The organism is Corallococcus sp. AB011P (genome assembly GCF_003611605.1).
Classification (GTDB): domain Bacteria; phylum Myxococcota; class Myxococcia; order Myxococcales; family Myxococcaceae; genus Corallococcus; species Corallococcus coralloides.
Genome location: NZ_RAVX01000006.1, coordinates 204,882 through 222,272, shown reverse-complemented (window position 1 = coordinate 222,272; position 17,391 = coordinate 204,882). Strand labels below are relative to the sequence as shown.

The 17,391-nt window shown below is 68.5% G+C and carries 11 protein-coding genes; 5 read left to right on the top strand and 6 right to left on the bottom strand.

The annotated features are described in order from the left end of the window. Nucleotides 1-11 precede the first annotated feature (11 nt). Together D7X30_RS19010 and D7X30_RS19005 are read right to left on the bottom strand one after the other, a co-directional pair. Nucleotides 12-404 (bottom strand): MgtC/SapB family protein, encoded by a 393-nt coding sequence (locus D7X30_RS19010; protein ID WP_120564358.1) that lies wholly within the window; start codon nt 402-404, stop codon nt 12-14. 36 nt (nt 405-440) lie between these two features. Continuing rightward, nucleotides 441-2,810 (bottom strand): arylsulfatase, encoded by a 2,370-nt coding sequence (locus D7X30_RS19005; protein WP_120564357.1) that lies wholly within the window; start codon nt 2,808-2,810, stop codon nt 441-443. A 244-nt stretch (nt 2,811-3,054) separates the two neighbouring features. Here D7X30_RS19005 and D7X30_RS19000 point away from each other — a divergent pair, with 244 nt between their 5' ends. Together D7X30_RS19000 and D7X30_RS18995 are read left to right on the top strand one after the other, a co-directional pair. Beyond that, nucleotides 3,055-3,936: a bile acid:sodium symporter family protein gene (locus tag D7X30_RS19000; RefSeq protein ID WP_120564356.1), complete on the top strand. Its 882-nt coding sequence runs from the start codon at nt 3,055-3,057 to the stop codon at nt 3,934-3,936. Between the two features lie 98 nt (nt 3,937-4,034). Further along, entirely contained in the window at nt 4,035-4,640 is a 606-nt protein-coding gene (locus D7X30_RS18995) for a Crp/Fnr family transcriptional regulator (RefSeq protein WP_120564355.1), read from the top strand. Here the strand turns inward: D7X30_RS18995 and D7X30_RS18990 are convergent. Further along, nucleotides 4,618-5,262, bottom strand: a complete 645-nt coding sequence (locus D7X30_RS18990) for a DUF4386 domain-containing protein (protein WP_120564354.1) — start codon at nt 5,260-5,262, stop codon at nt 4,618-4,620. The two genes, D7X30_RS18995 and D7X30_RS18990, sit on opposite strands and share 23 nt — an antisense overlap. An 826-nt stretch (nt 5,263-6,088) precedes the next feature. On the opposite strand from D7X30_RS18990, the gene D7X30_RS18985 reads away from it, so the two are divergent. The 3 genes from D7X30_RS18985 (at nt 6,089) to D7X30_RS18975 (ending at nt 10,121) form a co-directional block, all read left to right on the top strand. Next, entirely contained in the window at nt 6,089-8,110 is a 2,022-nt protein-coding gene (locus tag D7X30_RS18985) for a hypothetical protein (RefSeq protein WP_304984702.1), read from the top strand. 145 nt (nt 8,111-8,255) lie between these two features. Beyond that, nucleotides 8,256-8,660, top strand: coding sequence for a tetratricopeptide repeat protein (locus D7X30_RS18980; RefSeq protein WP_233591652.1), 405 nt, complete (start codon nt 8,256-8,258; stop codon nt 8,658-8,660). A 141-nt stretch (nt 8,661-8,801) separates the two neighbouring features. After that, entirely contained in the window at nt 8,802-10,121 is a 1,320-nt protein-coding gene (locus D7X30_RS18975) for an amidohydrolase (protein ID WP_120564353.1), read from the top strand. A 22-nt stretch (nt 10,122-10,143) separates the two neighbouring features. Here the strand turns inward: D7X30_RS18975 and D7X30_RS18970 are convergent, their stop codons facing one another. From D7X30_RS18970 to D7X30_RS18960, 3 genes are all read right to left on the bottom strand, one after another. Next, a complete protein-coding gene (locus D7X30_RS18970) occupies nt 10,144-10,872 on the bottom strand; it encodes a hypothetical protein (protein WP_120564352.1) in 729 nt (242 codons plus the stop codon). Nucleotides 10,873-10,936: 64 nt separating this feature from the next. Next, nucleotides 10,937-11,944 (bottom strand): hypothetical protein, encoded by a 1,008-nt coding sequence (locus D7X30_RS18965; RefSeq protein WP_147443241.1) that lies wholly within the window; start codon nt 11,942-11,944, stop codon nt 10,937-10,939. A gap of 55 nt (nt 11,945-11,999) precedes the next feature. Further along, nucleotides 12,000-17,330 (bottom strand): DUF4157 domain-containing protein, encoded by a 5,331-nt coding sequence (locus D7X30_RS18960; protein WP_255424208.1) that lies wholly within the window; start codon nt 17,328-17,330, stop codon nt 12,000-12,002. Nucleotides 17,331-17,391: the final 61 nt, after the last annotated feature.

The following is a 17,391-nucleotide window of genomic DNA, read 5'->3' as shown; positions in this document are numbered from 1 at the left end:
TCTTCACCCGATTACGTGTGTTCCTTGAACGGCCTGAGCAGTTGCAGTGCAGCCACGGTCGTGAGCGACAGAACCGCCCCGAGCCCATAGAGCCGATAGGCGACAGCAGCCCCGACCGCGGCGGTAATCCAGACGCTCACGGCGGTCGCGATCCCCTGGATCTCTCCCCTGCCCTTGACGATGACACCGCCTCCGATGAAACCGATGCCGCTCAACACGGCCTGAAAGACATAGCCCTGAGCGCGCGCATCGCCGGGGAAGGCATGCTGGCCGATGAGCAGGAATGCACACGCTCCCGTGCCGACGAGCGGAAACGTGCGCAATCCGGGCGAGAGCGCCCGGTGGTCTCGCTCCCAACCCACGGGCAACCCCAGCGCGAATGCCACCGCGAGGCGAACCAACATGCTCAGATCCAGGCCGAGTCCTTCCACCGTGAAGCCTCAGTCCTGATGGAGCTGCTCCTCGAGCAGCTCCGACATGCTGCGTGGCGCGGCCTCGCCGAGTTCGAATTCCACCCGGTCGATGCTTCCGTTGAAGCGGAAGGGCAACCGGTCGCGGTAGCCGGGCCAGACCGGGGAGAGCGTGTCCTCTCCGACGTCGAGCGTCTCACCGAGGCCGAAGTACCCTGGCACCTGCCTGGCAATCCGCCCCTCGCCCACCACGGTGCCGTTGCAGAGGAGCCGCACCACGGCCGGCCCTCCTGGAATCCCCGGCGTCTCACAGGTGAACTCCATCCGAAGCTCGGCCTCGCCGCCGGGCAGTGCTGCCCCGGAGAGGACGTCGAAGCGCTCGAACCCGAACCAGTTGTAGTGGTAGCGCATCCGCCCGTCCTCCACGAACAGGCTCCATCCCGCGGTGTCCCCGCCCAGGCACACCAGCACGCCCTCGGCGTGCCCCTCGGGAAGCCGCGCGTGGAGGGTGATGGCGTGGTCGACGTTCGCCAGCTTGGGGCCGCTGCTCTCCGGCAGCCGCACCATGCCCGGGTAGAGGGTCAGCCGCCTGCGGCCGACGAAGAAGCCCGGCCGCAACGTCACATCCGCCCGCTCCGCGAAGCGGTCATCCAGGGGGAACACGTCGTACTTCGCCGCTTCCAGCAGGAACAGGTCCTGAAGCTCGCGCAGCTTCTTGGGATAGCGGGCCGCCAGGTCCTCGGACTGACTGAAGTCCTCATCGAGGTGGTACAGCTCCCAGGTGTCCTCATCGAAGCTGGCACTGCCCCGGGTGACCCAGGGGAGCCGCCCGTGCCGGCAGCAGGCAGTCCAGCCGTCGTGATAGAGCGCGCGGTTTCCCAGCATCTCGAAGTACTGCGTGGTGCGCGTGCTCTTCGCCTCCGCGTTGGCCCGGTCGAAGGTGTACGCCATGCTCACGCCTTCGATTGGCTTCTGCGGCACGCCATCGACGCTGACCGGCTCGCGGATTCCGACGGCCTCGAGGAGGGTGGGAACGACGTCGATGACGTGGTGGAACTGGAAGCGCTTCTGCCCCTTGTCGGCGATCCACGCGGGCCAGCTCACAATCATCCCGTTGCGGGTGCCCCCGAAATGGGACGCCACCTGCTTCATCCACTGGAACGGGGTGTCCCCGGCCCAGGCCCAGCCCACCGCGTAATGCGGCGTGGTTCCCGGCAGCCCCCACTCCCCCATCCGCGCGAGACTCGCCTCGATGGGCGGTTCGATGCCCTGCATGCTGGCGCTCTCGTTGAGGGTCCCGGTCAGTGACCCCTCCGCGCTCGAGCCGTTGTCGCCGAGGATGTAGATGAAGAGCGTGTTCTCGAATTCTCCCAGCTCCTCGAGGACGTGCACCAGCCGGCCCACTTCGTGGTCGCAGTGCTCGAGGTAGTCCGCGTAGTTCTCGGCCTGGAGGCGGAGCAGTGCCTGCGCCTCGGCATCGAAGCGGTCCCAGGCCGGCAGCTCTTTCGGCCGGGGGGTCAGCCTCGTGCCCGGGGCGATGACGCCCAGCTCGAGCTGCCGCTGATAGACGACTTCGCGGTAGTGGTCCCAGCCCATGTCGAAGCGACCGGCATTTCGCCCGCGCCAGTCGAGTGGCGGCTGGTGCGGGCCGTGCGCCGCGGCGGGGGCGAAGTGCACGAAGAACGGTCGCTCCGGGGCGATGGCCTTCTGCGCTCGCATCCAGGCGATGCAGTCGTTCGCGAGGTCCCGGGTGAGCTGGTAGCCCTGTTCCGGCGTGCCAGTGGGATTGACGGGGGTCGTGTTCCGGTAGAGCGCCGGATAGAACTGGTCCGTCCCTCCGCCGAGGAACCCGTAGAAGTAGTCGAAGCCGCGCCGGGTGGGCCAGTGCGTGAAGGGCCCCGCGGCGGAGGCCTGGTTCAGCGGAGTGGAGTGATTCTTGCCCCACCAACCGGTGGCGTAGCCGTTGGGCGCAAGCAACTCCGCGATGGTCGCGCAGCTCCGCGAGAGGACTCCGCTGTAACCCGGATAGCCGGTGGCCATCTCCCCCACCACCCCGAAGGAGGTCGAGTGGTGGTTGCGGCCGGTGAGCAGCGCCGCCCGTGTGGGCGCGCAGAGCGCGGTGGTGTGGAACTGGCAGTAGGTGAGGCCCTCCTTCGCCAGCCGCTCCGAGGTGGGCATGCGCACGAGCCCTCCGTAGCTGCTCGGCCACGCGTAGCCCACGTCGTCCAGCAGCACGAGCACGATGTTCGGCGCGCCCGGCGGCGCCCTCTGGAAGCCGGGGGAGTCGGGTTCCGAGTCCTTCCAGGTCATCCCGATCTTCGCATCCCGGAAGCGGTGCTCGGGCCTCGGGTAGGTGTCCCGTTCAATCCGCCTCGGAGTCCGCTCCTTTTTCTTCGCCATCGTCGCGTGCCTCCTCCCGAGAGATGAGGACGACGAACGAGACTGCAAGCCGCGGGCTCGGTCCGGCCATCCGTCCGAGTGACGCTCACGCGGGGCGCGCAGGCGAGGAGCATCCAGCATGCGGCCCGCTGCATGGCACCCAAGGTGGGGGCGCCAGGCGTGAGCCGGGCCTTGCCTGGCGGGCCGGTTGCGCGGTCGTCCCGGAGCGCTTGCGGTTTCGTGCGGGCACCGTGACCTTCAAGGAATGAGGGTCGGGTTCCTTCAGGCGCTGTCGAGCATCGGGATCCTGGTGTTCTCCGTATGCACCATGCTCGCCGTCGGACTAAGCCACACGCTCCGCGAGATATCCGCCCCGCTGCTCGATTCGCGTGGAGCCATCCGCGCGCTGGTGGCGAACTTCGTACTCGTCCCACTGCTCGCGTACGGCGTGGTGCAGGTGGTCCCCTTGGACAGCTCCCATGCCACCGGCGTCATGCTCATCGGCATGGCGGCGGGTGCTCTATTCCTCATGAGGCTCACCGCGGCTGCGGGCGGCAACATGCCGTTGAGCGCGTCACTGACGGTGCTCCTCATGCTGGCCACCGTCCTCTACATGCCCTTGGTGGTCCCGCGGGTGGTGCCGGACGTGAGGGTGCGTCCGGCGGCAATCGCGTTGCCGCTGCTGTGGACGATGATTCTTCCCCTGGGCGCGGGGCTCTACGTCCGGGCCCGGCACCAGACGCTGGCGGAACGGCTCCGGCCCTGGTTGGGCAAGCTCGCCATGGTGGCGTTGGCCGTACTGGTCGCGGCAACCCTCGTGGCCAACTTCGGGGGCGTCGTGCACATCATCAGCACTGGCGCCATCTTCGCCCCGCTGATCCTGATTCCGGGCGCCTTCGGCATCGGCTGGGTCTTCGGCCGCGAGTACCGCGGAGGACACGTGGTGTTGGGGCTGGGCACCGGGCAACGCAACATCGCCGCGGCGATGGTGGTTGCCACCCAGGGGATGGGGGATCAGAACGCCGAAGTGATGGTCGTCGTCTCCTCGCTGGTCGGGTTCGCGGTCCTCTTCCCGATTGCGTGGCTCCTCGCGTGGCGAGGCCGGCGGCAGCGGCCGCTGCGGCACGGGGGCATGGTCCGCGCCTGAGCGATGGGCAGTTCCTGCGTGGCGTGCACGTGCGTTTTCGGGCCACGTCCGCCAGTCCAGTGGGATGATGGGGCCATCACCGGTCGCGCGGTGCTCCCATGAAACACAGGCTCGTCGACTACTTCCGCCGCATCGCGCCTCTGTCGGACGAGGAAGCCGGGGCCATCCTGGACAGCATGGTGGTGAAGACCTGCCCGAAAGGCGCGCACCTGCTCATGGCGGGCCAGGTCTGCACCGAGGCCTACTTCGTCCTCCAGGGCTGTGTCCGCCAGTACTCCATCGTCGACGGGGAGGAGCGCAGCAACGGGTTCTTCACCGAGGACGAATGGGTCCTCTCGATTCACAGCATGATGAACCAGACCCCGGCGGAGCACTTCTGGGTCTGCGCGGAAGACACCACGGTGGTGGTGGGCACCGCGCAACGCGAGGGGGACCTGTACCGGCGCTTCCCTCGCTTCGAGAGCATCTCCCGGAGGGTGATGCAGAAGGTCCTGGCGGAGCAGCAGGAGTGGTTCGCGTCCTATCTCACGGATACCCCGGAGCAGCGCTACCTCAAGCTCACGAGGACGCGGCCGGACCTCCTCCAGCGGATTCCCCAGTACCAGCTGGCCAGCTACATCGGCGTGAAGCCCGAGTCGCTGAGCCGGATCCGCAAGCGCATCACCACGCACGGCAAGCAGGCTACGCCGCGACGGAAGGCGTGACCGTCCGGAACCCCCTGGTGATGAGCCAGCCACCGAGGAACAGCTCGAACAGGCCCCCGGGTCCGGAGAAGAAGATGCCCCACGGCAGGCCGAAGAGCTCGAGCACGGCCCCCAGCGCCAGGAATCCGTAGCCCACCGCGCCCACCAGCGGGAGCAACGCGGGAAGAAGCCGCGAGCGGTACAGCGACAGGCAGAACGCCACGCTGCCGGCCCCCAGGATGATCATCGCGAGCTGGTACGCCCAGAAGTTCCCTTTCGAGAGAAGGTTGAGCAGGGGCATCCACTCCGGCGGCGCGGATTCTCCAAGCTGAAGGATGCACAGCAGGAACACCACTCCGACGATGAGGGTCAGCGCCTCCATCACCCGCGTGCAGACGTACGCGACGGCGATGCCCGGGCTCCGCTCGCGGAGGATGGGAAAGAACAGCACGCCAATTCCGACGACGAGGAGGGAGTTCAACAGGAGCAGCAGCGCTCCCCCGACGAACAGCGTCCTCTGTCCGGCCAGCTGCTCCGGATCCTTCAGGACGGAGGTGACGAGCGCGGTGCCGATGCCGTAGGCGAAGAACGGAAGGAGAAAGAGGACTCCCAGGGAACGGGAGTGAAGGCGGGTGATGCTCATCGCGAGGGCTCCAGAACGTTCAGCGACGTTGTGGCCTCCAGACTGGCGGGGGCCGCCCTCGCCCGCATTGATGAGGATCAATAAGTGGGCACGGCCCGTGCGGAGCCTGGGTCGGGGCCACGAGCAGGCGCGAGGAGTCGCCTTGCGAGGGCCGCTTCACGGTGGCCTGCCACAGCTCGTGGGCGTCACGGAACGTCAGGCCGCCCGCGCCGGTGTCATGACACCCCACCGTGCAGCCCGTGGGGCGCTCCGCGGCGAAGTGCGCCGCATGGACCTCCTCCAGCGTGCGGGGGGCGACGCCCTCGCAGGCGCTCCCAGGGGAGGTGCCGGGATCGGGGAGCACCTCGGCGTCCCGTTGCTCGACGCAGCCTGTCAGCCCCCACAAAGTGAGACACAGCAGCCGCGCGACCCTCGAGGTGCACAAGGACACACCGGCCGAGGGGGCACTCCGGATGGATTCTCCCTGCATGACAGGAAGGACTCGCAGCCCCTCGCGCCGGCCGCACCGGGGCCGGGGGTGTGACCCAAGCCAGCTTCAACACCCTGGAGCAGGGAGCAACGCCCCCCGGACACCTGGAGGCAGAGGGTGTCGCGATGCGGCATGCCCCGGGTCCGCTCGGTGACTCAATCGCAGCCAAGGTGCCGCCATGAAGTTCTGGCCTTTCCGTGTTGACGCCCTGCCAACAAGGACCTATCGTTTCAATGAGCGAGGCGCCCGACGATGAACCTCCGCGCGCCCTTCCGCCTCGCCGTCAGAACGCACGCCGCGAAGCAGGAGGAGCTCATGCTCGTTGAGAGAAGGCCGTTCGTTGGAAGCGGGGCCGCCGTGCCATTCATTCGCATGCTGTCTGTCCTGGCGACGTTGGCGGTGCCTGGAGTCAGCGCCGCGGGTGATTTGCTGGGGAGCAGCCGAGGTGGCTCGGCGCAGTGGGATTTCTGCTATGGCAGGCCGGACAGTGCGCTCTTGCCGGTGGATCCTCGGACCCTGGTGCAGCCCGGTGTCAGTGACGGGCGGGCGGTGCACTTCAATGCCTACTGGAAGAACTGTCATGTCGACCCGGTGGCCGTGAAGGAGCAGGGAGCGGCGAAGACCTGCGGCGAACTGCGTGCGCGCTTCGCTCATGGCGAGGGGCTGCTGACCAACGGCCATCCCGGCGTGGGCGTGCTGTTCACCGGCACCGACTACACGCGGCCCGAGGCTGCGTTCGGCATCGCCACCTTCTCCGCGGCGCAGTACAACGAGCTGTGGCGCGTCTGGGGCTTTCCCTTTCGTCCCGACAACTTCGACACCCTGGTCGCCCAGCGCTACGGGTCGGGGCTGAACACCGAGCGCAATCCCTACCCATTGCCCGGGCAGTTTCCGAACCTCTCCAACGGCGGGAGCGGGCAGTTGCCGCAGATGCTCACGCAGCTTCGCAACCCGGATGGGAGCTGGAGCAGCCGCATCGGTGTCACCTGTCACGCCTGCCACAGCGGCATGGTGGGCAAGCCCGGGGATGGCCCGGGCCTCGGGGTGCAGGTGGGCGGCGGCAGCAGCCTGGCGGACCTGGACCTGTTCCTCAGCGACCTGTTGCCCCTGGGCTACCCGGCGTCGCTGGCCACGTTCCTGAACCTCAACCGGACCCGCGGCACCAACAATGCCAGCGACATCAACCTCGCCTTCCTGTTCCCGGACGAGAAACTGCTGACGCCCTCCGAGGTGATTGGCCTCATCAACTCCGGCTCGACCGCCGGAATGGATACGCCCGCCTGGTGGAACATGGGACACCGGCCGGTGAAGTTCGTTGACGGCGTCTTCCCCATGGATGCGCCGCGCGTGGACATGGTGTTCTACACGCCGTTCATCGGCCTGTTCGGAAGCGCTGGCGGGCCGTTGAGTGAAGCGGGCCAGGACTGGATGCGGGCCAACGGCCCGTCGCTCAACACCTGGGTCGATTCCCTCAAGTCACCGCCCTATCCCCTGCCCATCAACCAGACGCTGGCCGAACAGGGTGCGGTGCTGTTCCACACGCTCGACATGTGGGCCCCGGGGCGCAACAACGCCGTGCCGCGGCCGCAGGGCAACGGCTCGTGCGCGAGCTGCCATGGGGCCTACTCGCCCCGCTACGTCAACAACCCGGCCTTCCTGGCCACACCGGCGCTGGAGGGCATGGCGAGCTACATCGCCCCGCTGAGAATCATTGGCACCGACCCGGTCCGGGTGAATACCAACAACGCGGCGGTCCAGTCCGCGGGCGCCAAGAACTTCTTCGGTTATCCCTCGACGGCTGGCACCGCCAACGACTGCGGTCCGCAGAACCAGCCGCACATCCGTGGCAATCGGGAGCTCGGCTACCTTGCGCCGCCGCTGTACGGGGTCTGGGCCACCGCGCCGTACCTCCATAACGGCTCGGTTCCCAATGTCTGGGAGGTGCTCAAGCCCGCCGACCGCAAGCCCATCTGGCGCCGGGTCTCCACGCCGCCGCGGTGGGATCAGCCGCTGACCGTCATGGGCTTCGACACGGACCTGCAACGCGCCTCCGACTCCACCAGGCTCGGTTGGAAGTACGACACCATCCCCTGCAAGTGGCGCACGCCCCTGAATCCAGCGGTGTCTCCGTACATCAACTGCCAGCCGGGCGACGAGTTCACCACCCCCCTGGCGCAGGAGATGATGAGCGTGCTCTTCAGCAACCTGGCTCTTTCCTGGAACATCCTCTTCCCGCCTACCCGCACGCGGCAGCAGTTGGAGGACCGGAAGATCTACAACACCAACGCCTTCGGCCAGGACAATGGCGGCCACGAGTTCAACTCCGTGCTCACCGACCCGGAGCGTCTGGCCATCATCGAGTACCTCAAGACGCTCTGACGCTGGAGCTGGGGTCCTCGCGGAGTGATTTCGCCCCTCCACTCCGGTGCCATGGGCCCGCGGCTACGGGCCGCGGCCCATCACGGCATCGCAAGGGCCGCGGGGACGGTGCATCCTGCGGGGCATGGACCCGGAGAATCCCGTCGTGAAACTGTGCAGCCAGGGCATGCAGGCGGAAGCCGCACGCCGTCCGGAGGAGGCACAAGCGTGTTTCCAGCGGGCGTGGGACATCGCCACCGACGACTACGAGGCCTGCATCGCGGCCCACTACCTCGCGCGGCATCAGCTCACGCCGGAGGCCACCCGGCACTGGAACCAGGTGTCGTTAGAGCGGGCCCAGGCCGTGGATGATGACCGCGTGCGCCCCTTCTTCGCGTCGCTCCACCTCAACCTCGGCAGGTGCGCCGAGGACCGGGGCGATTTCGCCACGGCTCGCGCGCACTACCAACAGGCCGTCGACGCGCTCCCCCACGTTCCCGAGGGCCCCTACCGGAACGTCGTGGAGCAGGGCCTGGGCGCGGCAGTCGCCCGCGTGGGGCCGCGGGAGTAGGTCATCAACACCTTCGAGTGAAGGACCGGCCAGGGGGAGGGCGTGCGCGGAGGGTCCCGTCCGCCACCGCTCCTTCCAGACTCCGAGGCGCCCCTTCATGTCAGTACAGTGGGGGCTCCCTGACTGTCAGGAGGTTCCCTGGTGAAAACGCTTCCCCTGCTTCCCCTGCTCCTCGCCTGTGTGGCGGCGCCCGTCGGCCCCGTGCTCGCGGCGGCGCCCCCTCCCACGGTCCTCGCGGGCCTGGACGCGCTGTACCCCGAACTGGACGCGCTCTACCGCGACCTGCACCAGACGCCCGAGCTGTCACTCCAGGAGGAGAAGACGGCGGCGAAGCTGGCCGAGCGCCTGCGCAAGCTCGGCTTCGAGGTGACACCGAAGGTGGGCGGGCACGGCGTGGTGGCCCTGTTGCGCAACGGCAAGGGGCCCACGGTGATGCTGCGCACGGACCTGGACGGGCTGCCGGTGGAGGAGAAGACGGGGCTGCCCTACGCCAGCAAGACGAAGGCGAAGGATGGAGCCGGGACGGAAGTCGCGGTGATGCACGCGTGCGGGCACGACGTGCACATGACGTCATGGATTGGCACGGCCACGCTGCTGGCGCGGACGAAGGACCGGTGGCGTGGCACGCTGATGCTGGTGGGGCAGCCGGCCGAGGAGATGGGAGCGGGGGCCCGGCAGATGCTGGCGGACGGCCTGTTCAAGCGCTTCCCCAAGCCGGACGTCGCCGTGGCCATGCACACCGTGGCCAACGCCGCGGCGGGGACGGTGCGGTTCACCCCCGGCTATGCGCTGGCGAGCGTGGACGCGGTGGACGTCACCCTCTACGGCAAGGGCGGGCACGGTGCGTACCCGCACACCACCGTGGACCCGGTGGTGATGGCGGCGCGAACCATCCTCTCGCTGCAGACGCTCGTCAGCCGGGAGAAGAGCCCGCTGGAGCCGGCGGTGCTCACCGTGGGCTCCATCCACGGTGGCACCAAGCACAACATCATCCCGGATGAGGTGCGCCTGCAGCTCACGCTGCGCACGTACAAGCCGGAGGTGCGCAAGGCATTGCTGGCCGGCATCGAGCGCATCACCAAAGCGGAGGCGATGGCCTCCGGAGCGCCCCGCCCGCCCACCGTCAACGTCACCGAAGGCACGCCCGCCACCTACAATGACCCCGAGCTCACGAAGCGGCTGGTGGACGCGGTGGGGAAGGTGCTGGGCGAGAAGAACCTCAGCGAGACGCCGTCCGTCATGGGCGGAGAAGACTTCTCCGAGTACGGCCGCGCGGGCGTGCCTTCGGTGATGCTGTGGCTGGGCATCACCGAGCCCAAACGCTTCGCCGAGGCCAAGGGCGCGGAGGAGGCGCTGCCCTCCCCACACTCGCCCTTCTACGCGCCGGACCGCGAGCGCGCGCTGCGCACCGGCGTCACCCTGCTGACCACCTCCGCGCTGGAGCTGCTGGGCAGGCCCTGAGGTCCCCCGTCTCCACCCAGGGTCAATCGACAATCACGAGCCGGCCACCCGGGACGGTGCTGAGCGCACGGGCCAGGTCCCCCATGCGCACGAGCTCCGCGAGGGTGCCGGTCACCGTGGCATGCCGCTCGCGCGCGACCCGGCCCACTTCTGACAGCAGCTCACCGACGAGCGAGATGCCCCGTGCATCGTCGAGCGTGGCGAACAACGCCCAGAGCACATCGGCGCTCGTCAGGCGACGCACCTCGCCGCCCTCGTGCCAGCTGTGCTCGAGCGGCCGATCCAGGACACAGAGGGCGCCCTGCACTGTCCCCCGGCGCTCGACCCACGAGGCAGGGGCAGGCTCGAACCGGAGCATGACTTCCTGATGGTACCGGGAGCCCACGGAGCCGGGACTCTCCAATCCGCGGACGACCACCTCGAACAGCACCTCCTCCGCGGCAGCGTCGATGGGATAGGCGACGTAGGCGTAACACCCCGCCGGAGCACCCTCGACGAGGGGGCAGTCCGCGCATTCGGAAACCCGGCGAGTGAACTCCGCGACCTCCCGCTCCAGGTCGGGGTAGGCCATCGAGACAGGTGCGTTGTCTCCGATCCGGACGTTGATCTTGAGCTTGGGTCTCCGCTCGGGAGGCACCGCGGCGTCGGCAGCGTCCTTGTAGGACTTCAGCTTGAGCTTCCGCAGGAAGCCCGCGTCACCGAGTTCGACCTGGAGAGCACAACCCCGAAAGCCGACAACGTCAGCACCCATGGCTCCGCGTCTACTGCGTCCATCCGGCAGGGGCAAGCGCGCCAGGACTCAGGACGGGCGAGGGTCAGCGAACGAACTCCACGCGCGCATCCGCATGGACGCCGCGGAGGCTGCGACGGGCGTGCTCCCACGAAGACGCGATTCGCGCCCGAAACCCCTCTTCATCCTCGGGCGAGAGTTCGACGCCGCGAGCGAGATGGATGCGGAAGGTCACGCCATGCTCCTTGCGCGCGAGCGCCCCCTCCATCGCGGTGAGCTTCTGCGTCCGCTCGGGCTCGGCGAGGCGGCTCCATTTCGCCTGGGTCCGGTCCAAGAGCTCCGCCAGCTGGTACGTGAAGGGGGCGAGCGAATAGCCGCCGGGAGAGAGCGGTCCGCGCCCGGTCACCTTGAGCCCGAAGACCAGCAGCGGCCCCGGGTCCATCTCGATGAGGTCGTGAGACGGCTTGCCGATCTTGAGGCGCGGCTTCTCGCCCTCGGGACCGAACACAAGCTCATCGACGGCTTGCGCGCGCCCCGACAAGAGCGCGCCAATGGCTGCGTGTGACTCCGTGCGATGCCACAGGGCGCAGACGAGCGGCGCGGCGGAGTTGGTCGATTCAAACAGAAGGACTTCGGCGGACACACGTGCCACGCCTGTCGCCAGTCCCTGGGGACTGATCGCCGCCGAAGGTGGCGCGAGCAAGAAGAGCGTCTCCTCGAACGATTCGACCCAGTCCGATGCTGGCTTGCGCTCCGCCCGCTCCCTCCAAAGTGTGAGTTCGGCGCTATCGCGCGCGCAGGCGGCGGCGGCGCAGGCTTCGACCGAGATCTCCAGGTCCTGCCAGCCGCCGTTCCAGGCGCGGTGCGCGAGCGAGAGCGCTTCCTTGGGACTTGAGCCAACGGGCCGACCGGTGAGCAACGCACTCGCAGCGACGCATACATGACGGCGAAGATTGGCGAAGTCTTGCTCAGCCGGAGTAAATCCTTGCTGAAAAGCCTGCAGTTGCGGCTCGCCCATGTCGAGCGATTCCCCTGCGAGCAGTCTGGCGAGCAACCAATCGAACAGCAAGATTGGGCTGGTCAGGTGTGACAAGGCCTCTTCCGCGCGCCCCATCTTTCGTAGGCCTTCGAGGACGCGGTATCGAGCTTCAGCCATAGACCACCGTGTCCGAGTCCTTGCCTGCCTCGCGAATGACAGCCTCGATATTGGTTTCGACAGTTTTCAACGTCGCCTTGAAGTTGTCAATCGCATGCTTGATCAGCGTCTTCGCAGCCTCCAAATCGCTCGCGCTGAAGGAGGCCCCCTTGTCGAGCTCAATCACGATGCGTATCAGCCCGCCCTTGCCGGCGAGAACCCTTTTGACCCTCTCACTCACTTGCGGGTCCACCTTCTTTTTCTTCACGCCATCATCAAGCGCCTTCTCCATCTTCTTGATGTTCTTCCTCAGCTGCGACGTGATCGCGCCAAGCTGATTCTGCATCTGCCGGCCGTCCTGGCGGAGGACGGCCTCGCCGCCAGCGACCTTCTGCGCCGTCGCGGGATCACTGAGGACCTTGGCCCTCGCCGAGCCTTCGCCGGTCGTGTCGATGACCTCTTTCCCCGTGGGCATCTTGCGCGAGGACGAGTGACCGAGGAGCACGCGCGGCTTGCCGGACTTCTCCTCGAAGAGTTCGAGGACGTCTCCACTCTCCTCTGACTTCAGGGCCGCGGCGTCGAACCCCGGTCCCTTGACGGAAGGCTCGTCCTTCAGGTGGCCCGGCTTCGTCGGTACGAACGTCTGGTCGGAGGAGCTTTGGATCTCCTCGAGCTTGGCCTTCTCCTTCGCCTCCCCGCTCTCGGTTGGGGTCTTGGACGGCGTCGGCACCATCGCCGCGACGATCTGCTCGATCTGCGCCGCTTCGGACTTCATGTCCCCGACGACGGTCTTCGCCTGTTCCGCGCCCTGCAGTGCTGGCGCGTTGTCGGTCTGCTGGAGCGAAAGCTTCTCGTCCGGGTTGACCTTGAGTGTGACCAGCCACTTGTCGGCTCCGACGGAGATGGTGGCGGACACCTTGTGCTGCGCGGCCACGCGCTGGATGGTGGAGCGAGCATCGCCCCCCTTCTTGGGCTTGCGGAGCCGGGCGGCGATGGCCTTCCGCGCGCGCTTGAGGCGCTTTTTCGCCTCCTTTTTCTTGTCCTTCTCTTTGTCCTTCTTCTTGTCCTTGCCTTTGCCCTTCTTCTTCTTGCCGAAGAGCTTGTCCTTCAGCTTCTTGAGCTTCTGACCGGCCTTCTTGAAGAACTTCTTGAGCTTCTTGCCGGCCTTCTTCAGCCCCTTCTTGATCTTGGCCAGGATCTTCTTGCCAATCGCAGCCAGCTTGCCGGACACCTTCTTCGCCGGCTTCATGAGGCGCTTGAGCAGCCAGTTGGCGACGAAGTCGATCACCGCCACGGCGCCCGCCGCCACCGCGGTCGCGAACGGGGGACCGGCGTTTCCACCCTTCACCGCCTTCAGGAAGGTGATGAAGGAGTCGATGGCCGCGATGATCCGGCTGACCGCGCCCCACGCCGCCTGGACGCCCTCGATGATGGCCATCACCGCGCCCGCGGCGGGCACGATCATCGCCACCAGCTTCTCGATCAGCAGCTGGATGAGGATGCCCGGGACGGCGGTCTTGAGCGCCTCCCAGGCCATCTTCCCGATGGCCTCCAGGTTGAAGCCGCCCGTGAAGAGCGCCTTCATCAGGTCGACCGGGATGCCCAGCACCTCCTCGACCTTGCTCTTGAACCACTCGCTGATGGCCGACTTCATGGCCTTCACGAGGTGGTTCTTGATGCCGTCGACGACCGCGGCGCCCAGGTTCGAGATCCACTGACCCGGGCCCGCCGCGATGTCCTTGATGAGCGCGAGGAACGTCCCGAGCGCCTTGGCGACGGCCTCCGCCGCCTTGATCGCCGAGTCCACCACGGCGGCGACCGCGTCCACGGCGGCGAGCAGGCCCTTCTCGAGGAGCCCCAGCGCCTTGTCGAGGAACTCGCCGAGCGCGTCGAGCAGCTTCGTGACGCCCTTCTTCAGCTTGTCCGCGATCTTGTTGACCGCGTCCTCGGCGTCCTGGACGGTCTGGCGGACGGCGCCCTGGAACTTCGCCTTGAGCTCCGGGAACGCGGCGAGCGCCACGTCGCTGATGGCGATCAGCGCGTCACCCGCGAGACGGATGGCCGCGACCACCGCCTGCCGCGCCTTTTCGATCAGCGCGACCGCGGCCTTCTTCGCCGCTTCGATGGCCGCCTTCACCGCCGCGCGGAGCGCCTTCATGACGCTCTTCACGGCCTCCTTGATCTTGTTGAAGAACGCCTTCGCCTTCGACGCGAGCCAGCCGAAGAAGCCGCTCGACTCCTCCTTCGCCTTGGCCTTCTCGCGCTCGGCCTTGGCCTCTCCCTCCTCCTTGGCCTTCTGGGCCTTCTCCTCACCCTCGGAGAGGGTCTTTCCGGCGCTCTCGTCGGCCTGCGTCTTCTCGGTGTCGACCTTCTCGTCGGCCTCCTGCTGCTTCGTGTCGGCCTCGGTATTGCTTTTGTCGACGGCGGCCTGCTGCTCCTCGTTCCACTCGCCGCGCTTCTTCGCGACCTCGTTCTGGGCGGCGGCCTTCTCCGACTCCTGCTCCGCCGCGGCGTCCGACTCGGCCTGGGCCGCCGCTTGCTCGGTGCGCTGTGTCTCCGCCTCGGAGGCTTCCTGCTCCTTCGCCTCCTCCTGGACCATGTCGCCCTGGCCCTTTTCGACCGCGGCGTCGATCTCTCCCTGGCTCTTCTCCTGGGCGATGATCGACGCGGCCTCCGCGTCCGGGCCGCCCTCCCCACCCGCCGCCCCTCCGCCCGCGCCCCCTCCGCTGGCGGGCACCTTCGCGGCGAGCGTCTCGTGGGTTTCCTGGGGAGCAATCTCATTCTCCCCCATTGGCTTGCGCGCATCGGCCTTGCCCGTGTCGTGCGCGGCCGCCACGGACTGGTCCATCTTCACGCGCTGGGCCGTGACCTGCGCCGGATCCGCGTTCCCTTCGAGCGCGAGCGTGGGCGGCGGGCCCGCGCTGGTGCTCACCTCGGGATCCGAGGTGGGCATGTTGTCGACCGCGGAGCCCATCCGGTCCGCGTCCTGCTGCGACATCTCTCCTTCGCCAGCGCCGCTCGTCGGGGGTGCGGTCACCGCGTTGACGGCGGGGGCTGGCGCCTCCGGCACGGGCTCGGCCGCGGGCGTCTCGACCGCGGCGCCTTCGTCCACCTTCTCGGCCTTCGTGTCGCCCTTGCCTTCAGCGCCGAGGTCGAGCCGCGTCGCGCCCTTCTTGCCGGGCATTCCCGAGGAGGCAGCGCGCGTGGGTGGGTTCGCGGCGAGCGCCTGTTTCTTGTCGCCGACGGTCTTCGAGACCGACTGGGAGACGCTCCCGAGCGCGCCCTGGATGGACATGGGAGCCAGGCCCTTGAGCGACCCGAGCCCGGCCTTGGGCTCGCTGCCCGAGACATCGGGGACGGCCGGCGCTGGCTTGTCGGGAATGGCTCCTCCGCCTCCACCGCCCCCCGCGGCCGCGCCGGCACCACCGCCCGCGTCCTCGCTCACGGACGCGGTCGCCGCGCCCTGCTCCGCTGGAGAGAGCGCCCCCTCCTCGGGGCCTGCGCTCTCGGGAGCTGGCTCTTGCGCATGCTCCTCTTCGGCATCGGCCTGCTTCTGTTCGTCGAGCTCCCGGTTGCTCTCCGCCGCGGCCGCGGACTCCTTTGTTTCGACCTGCTGTTCGGAGGGTCCCTTCTCTACGCCCTCGGCGCTGGCGGGCTCGTTGTCTCCTTCGCCACCACCGCCCACCGCCTCCGGAGGCTCCGCTCCGCCTCCACCATCGGCCTCCGCATCAACATCACCGCCCGCTCCACCCCCGGCGGCCTCCGGCTCCTGATCTTGTTGCGCCTCGGCGGCCGTCTCTTCCTCGGGCTGCTTCTCGTCGACCTTCTCCTCGGTGGCCTGGGCCTCGGGAGATTCGGCGCCTCCCTCTCCGCCAGCGCCGCCCCCGCCACCACCACCGCCTCCTCCGCCCCCACCGGCCGCGGCGGGCTCGCGCTCCGCTGTCGCCGGTGAGGCACCCGCCGGGCCCTTCTCGCTCGATCCTTCGAGGGCCTTCTTCACATCACCGGGAACGCCCTGCCGGGCCTTGGACTGGCCCTCGGCCTTCGCGCTCGCGTCGCCGCCCTTACCCTTCCTGGCGCCCTCTTCCTTCTCTCCCGCGAGGGCCTTCCCTTCGTCGGGCGCTCCCGGCTTCTTCTCGGCGCCCTTCCCACCTGTCGCCGCGCCCTCCGCTTCGGCGCCTTTTCCATCCTGCCCCTTGTCCTCGGCCTTGCCCGCACCGGGCGCTCCGGGCTCCTTCCCGGCAACACCTGCCTTGCCTTCGACGGGCGCTCCGGGCTCCTTCCCGGCAACACCTGCCTTGCCTTCGACGGGCGCTCCGGGCGCCTTCCCATCGACACCCGCCTTCGCTTCAACCGGCGTTGTCTCCGCGGCCTTCGTCTCACGCGGCCTGGCCACATCACCGGGGGCCTTTGCTTCAGGCGCCAGGACTCCGGCCGTACTGGCTTTAGCGGCCTTGCCTTCGTCCTGCTTCGCTCCGGTGGCTCCAGGCGCCCTGCCGGACTCCGCCGCTTCTCGGAGCGTTTCGTTCGCTCCGGGCGACAGCGCGGGCTTCTCCTCTCCCCGCGTCACCTTCGCCCGCAGCGACTGCGCGAGCCTTCCGGCGAGACCACCGCCCACGGCCGCTCTGGCGCCCTGCGTCCCTTCCTGCGTCTTCCGGGCGGGCGCGGGCTCCTCCACGCCGGCCTGCCGATCCGCGGACGTCTTTCCTTCCGCGCCAGCGCCCTCTTCTCCCGGCGCCTTCTCCTGCTCCTTCCCAGCCTCGCCTGCTTCCGCCCCCGCCGCCTCGGGCTTCTTTCGCTTCTTCCCTGGCGGCCCGCCCGTGACTTCGGGGCTGTTGGCGGATTTGGCCTCCGTCGGCCCGGCGGTCTCCGCGGCATTGCCTGGCACCGGCACGCTCGCGCCGGACAGCGCCTTGCGCATCAGCCGGTTCCGCGTCGACCCCGAATAGCCGCCCGCGGTGACGCCGGCCGGCTGCCCCGACATCACCCGGGTGGCGGCCGAGTCGGCCTGCATCTCGGCCGGCTCGTTCGGAGTGGAGACCTCGCTCTTGGCCTGGGGCGCCCCGCGCGCGGAGTTGCCCTGCTGCACGACGTGGGTCAGCTCGTGCGCGAGCAGCCTGTCGCCGCCCTCGGTGCCGGGGCGGTACTTCGACGTCCCGAAGGCGATGTCCTGTCCGGTGGTGACGGCCTCGGCCTGGTGCTCGGCGGCGAAGCCCGACGCGCGAGCATCCGTGTGCACGCGCACCCCGTCGAACGAGCGCCCAAAGGCGCCCTCCATCCGCGACCGGGTCGAGGGGCCCAGAGGACTGCCCCCCGAGAAGCCCGGCTCGGCCGCGTGGGACACACCGGCGGCCTCAGCGGCCCGCGACGCGGGTACCGCCGCACTCGGCGCATTCACAGGCGCC

What these genes read in the sequence shown, in the direction of transcription:
- D7X30_RS19010 (WP_120564358.1), bottom strand. Translation starts at nt 404, where the DNA reads ATGTTGGTTCGCCTCGCGGTGGCATTCGCGCTGGGGTTGCCCGTGGGT.
- D7X30_RS18990 (WP_120564354.1), bottom strand. Translation starts at nt 5,262, where the DNA reads ATGAGCATCACCCGCCTTCACTCCCGTTCCCTGGGAGTCCTCTTTCTC.
- D7X30_RS19005 (WP_120564357.1), bottom strand. Translation starts at nt 2,810, where the DNA reads ATGGCGAAGAAAAAGGAGCGGACTCCGAGGCGGATTGAACGGGACACC.
- D7X30_RS19000 (WP_120564356.1), top strand. Translation starts at nt 3,055, where the DNA reads ATGAGGGTCGGGTTCCTTCAGGCGCTGTCGAGCATCGGGATCCTGGTG.
- D7X30_RS18995 (WP_120564355.1), top strand. Translation starts at nt 4,035, where the DNA reads ATGAAACACAGGCTCGTCGACTACTTCCGCCGCATCGCGCCTCTGTCG.
- D7X30_RS18970 (WP_120564352.1), bottom strand. Translation starts at nt 10,872, where the DNA reads ATGGGTGCTGACGTTGTCGGCTTTCGGGGTTGTGCTCTCCAGGTCGAA.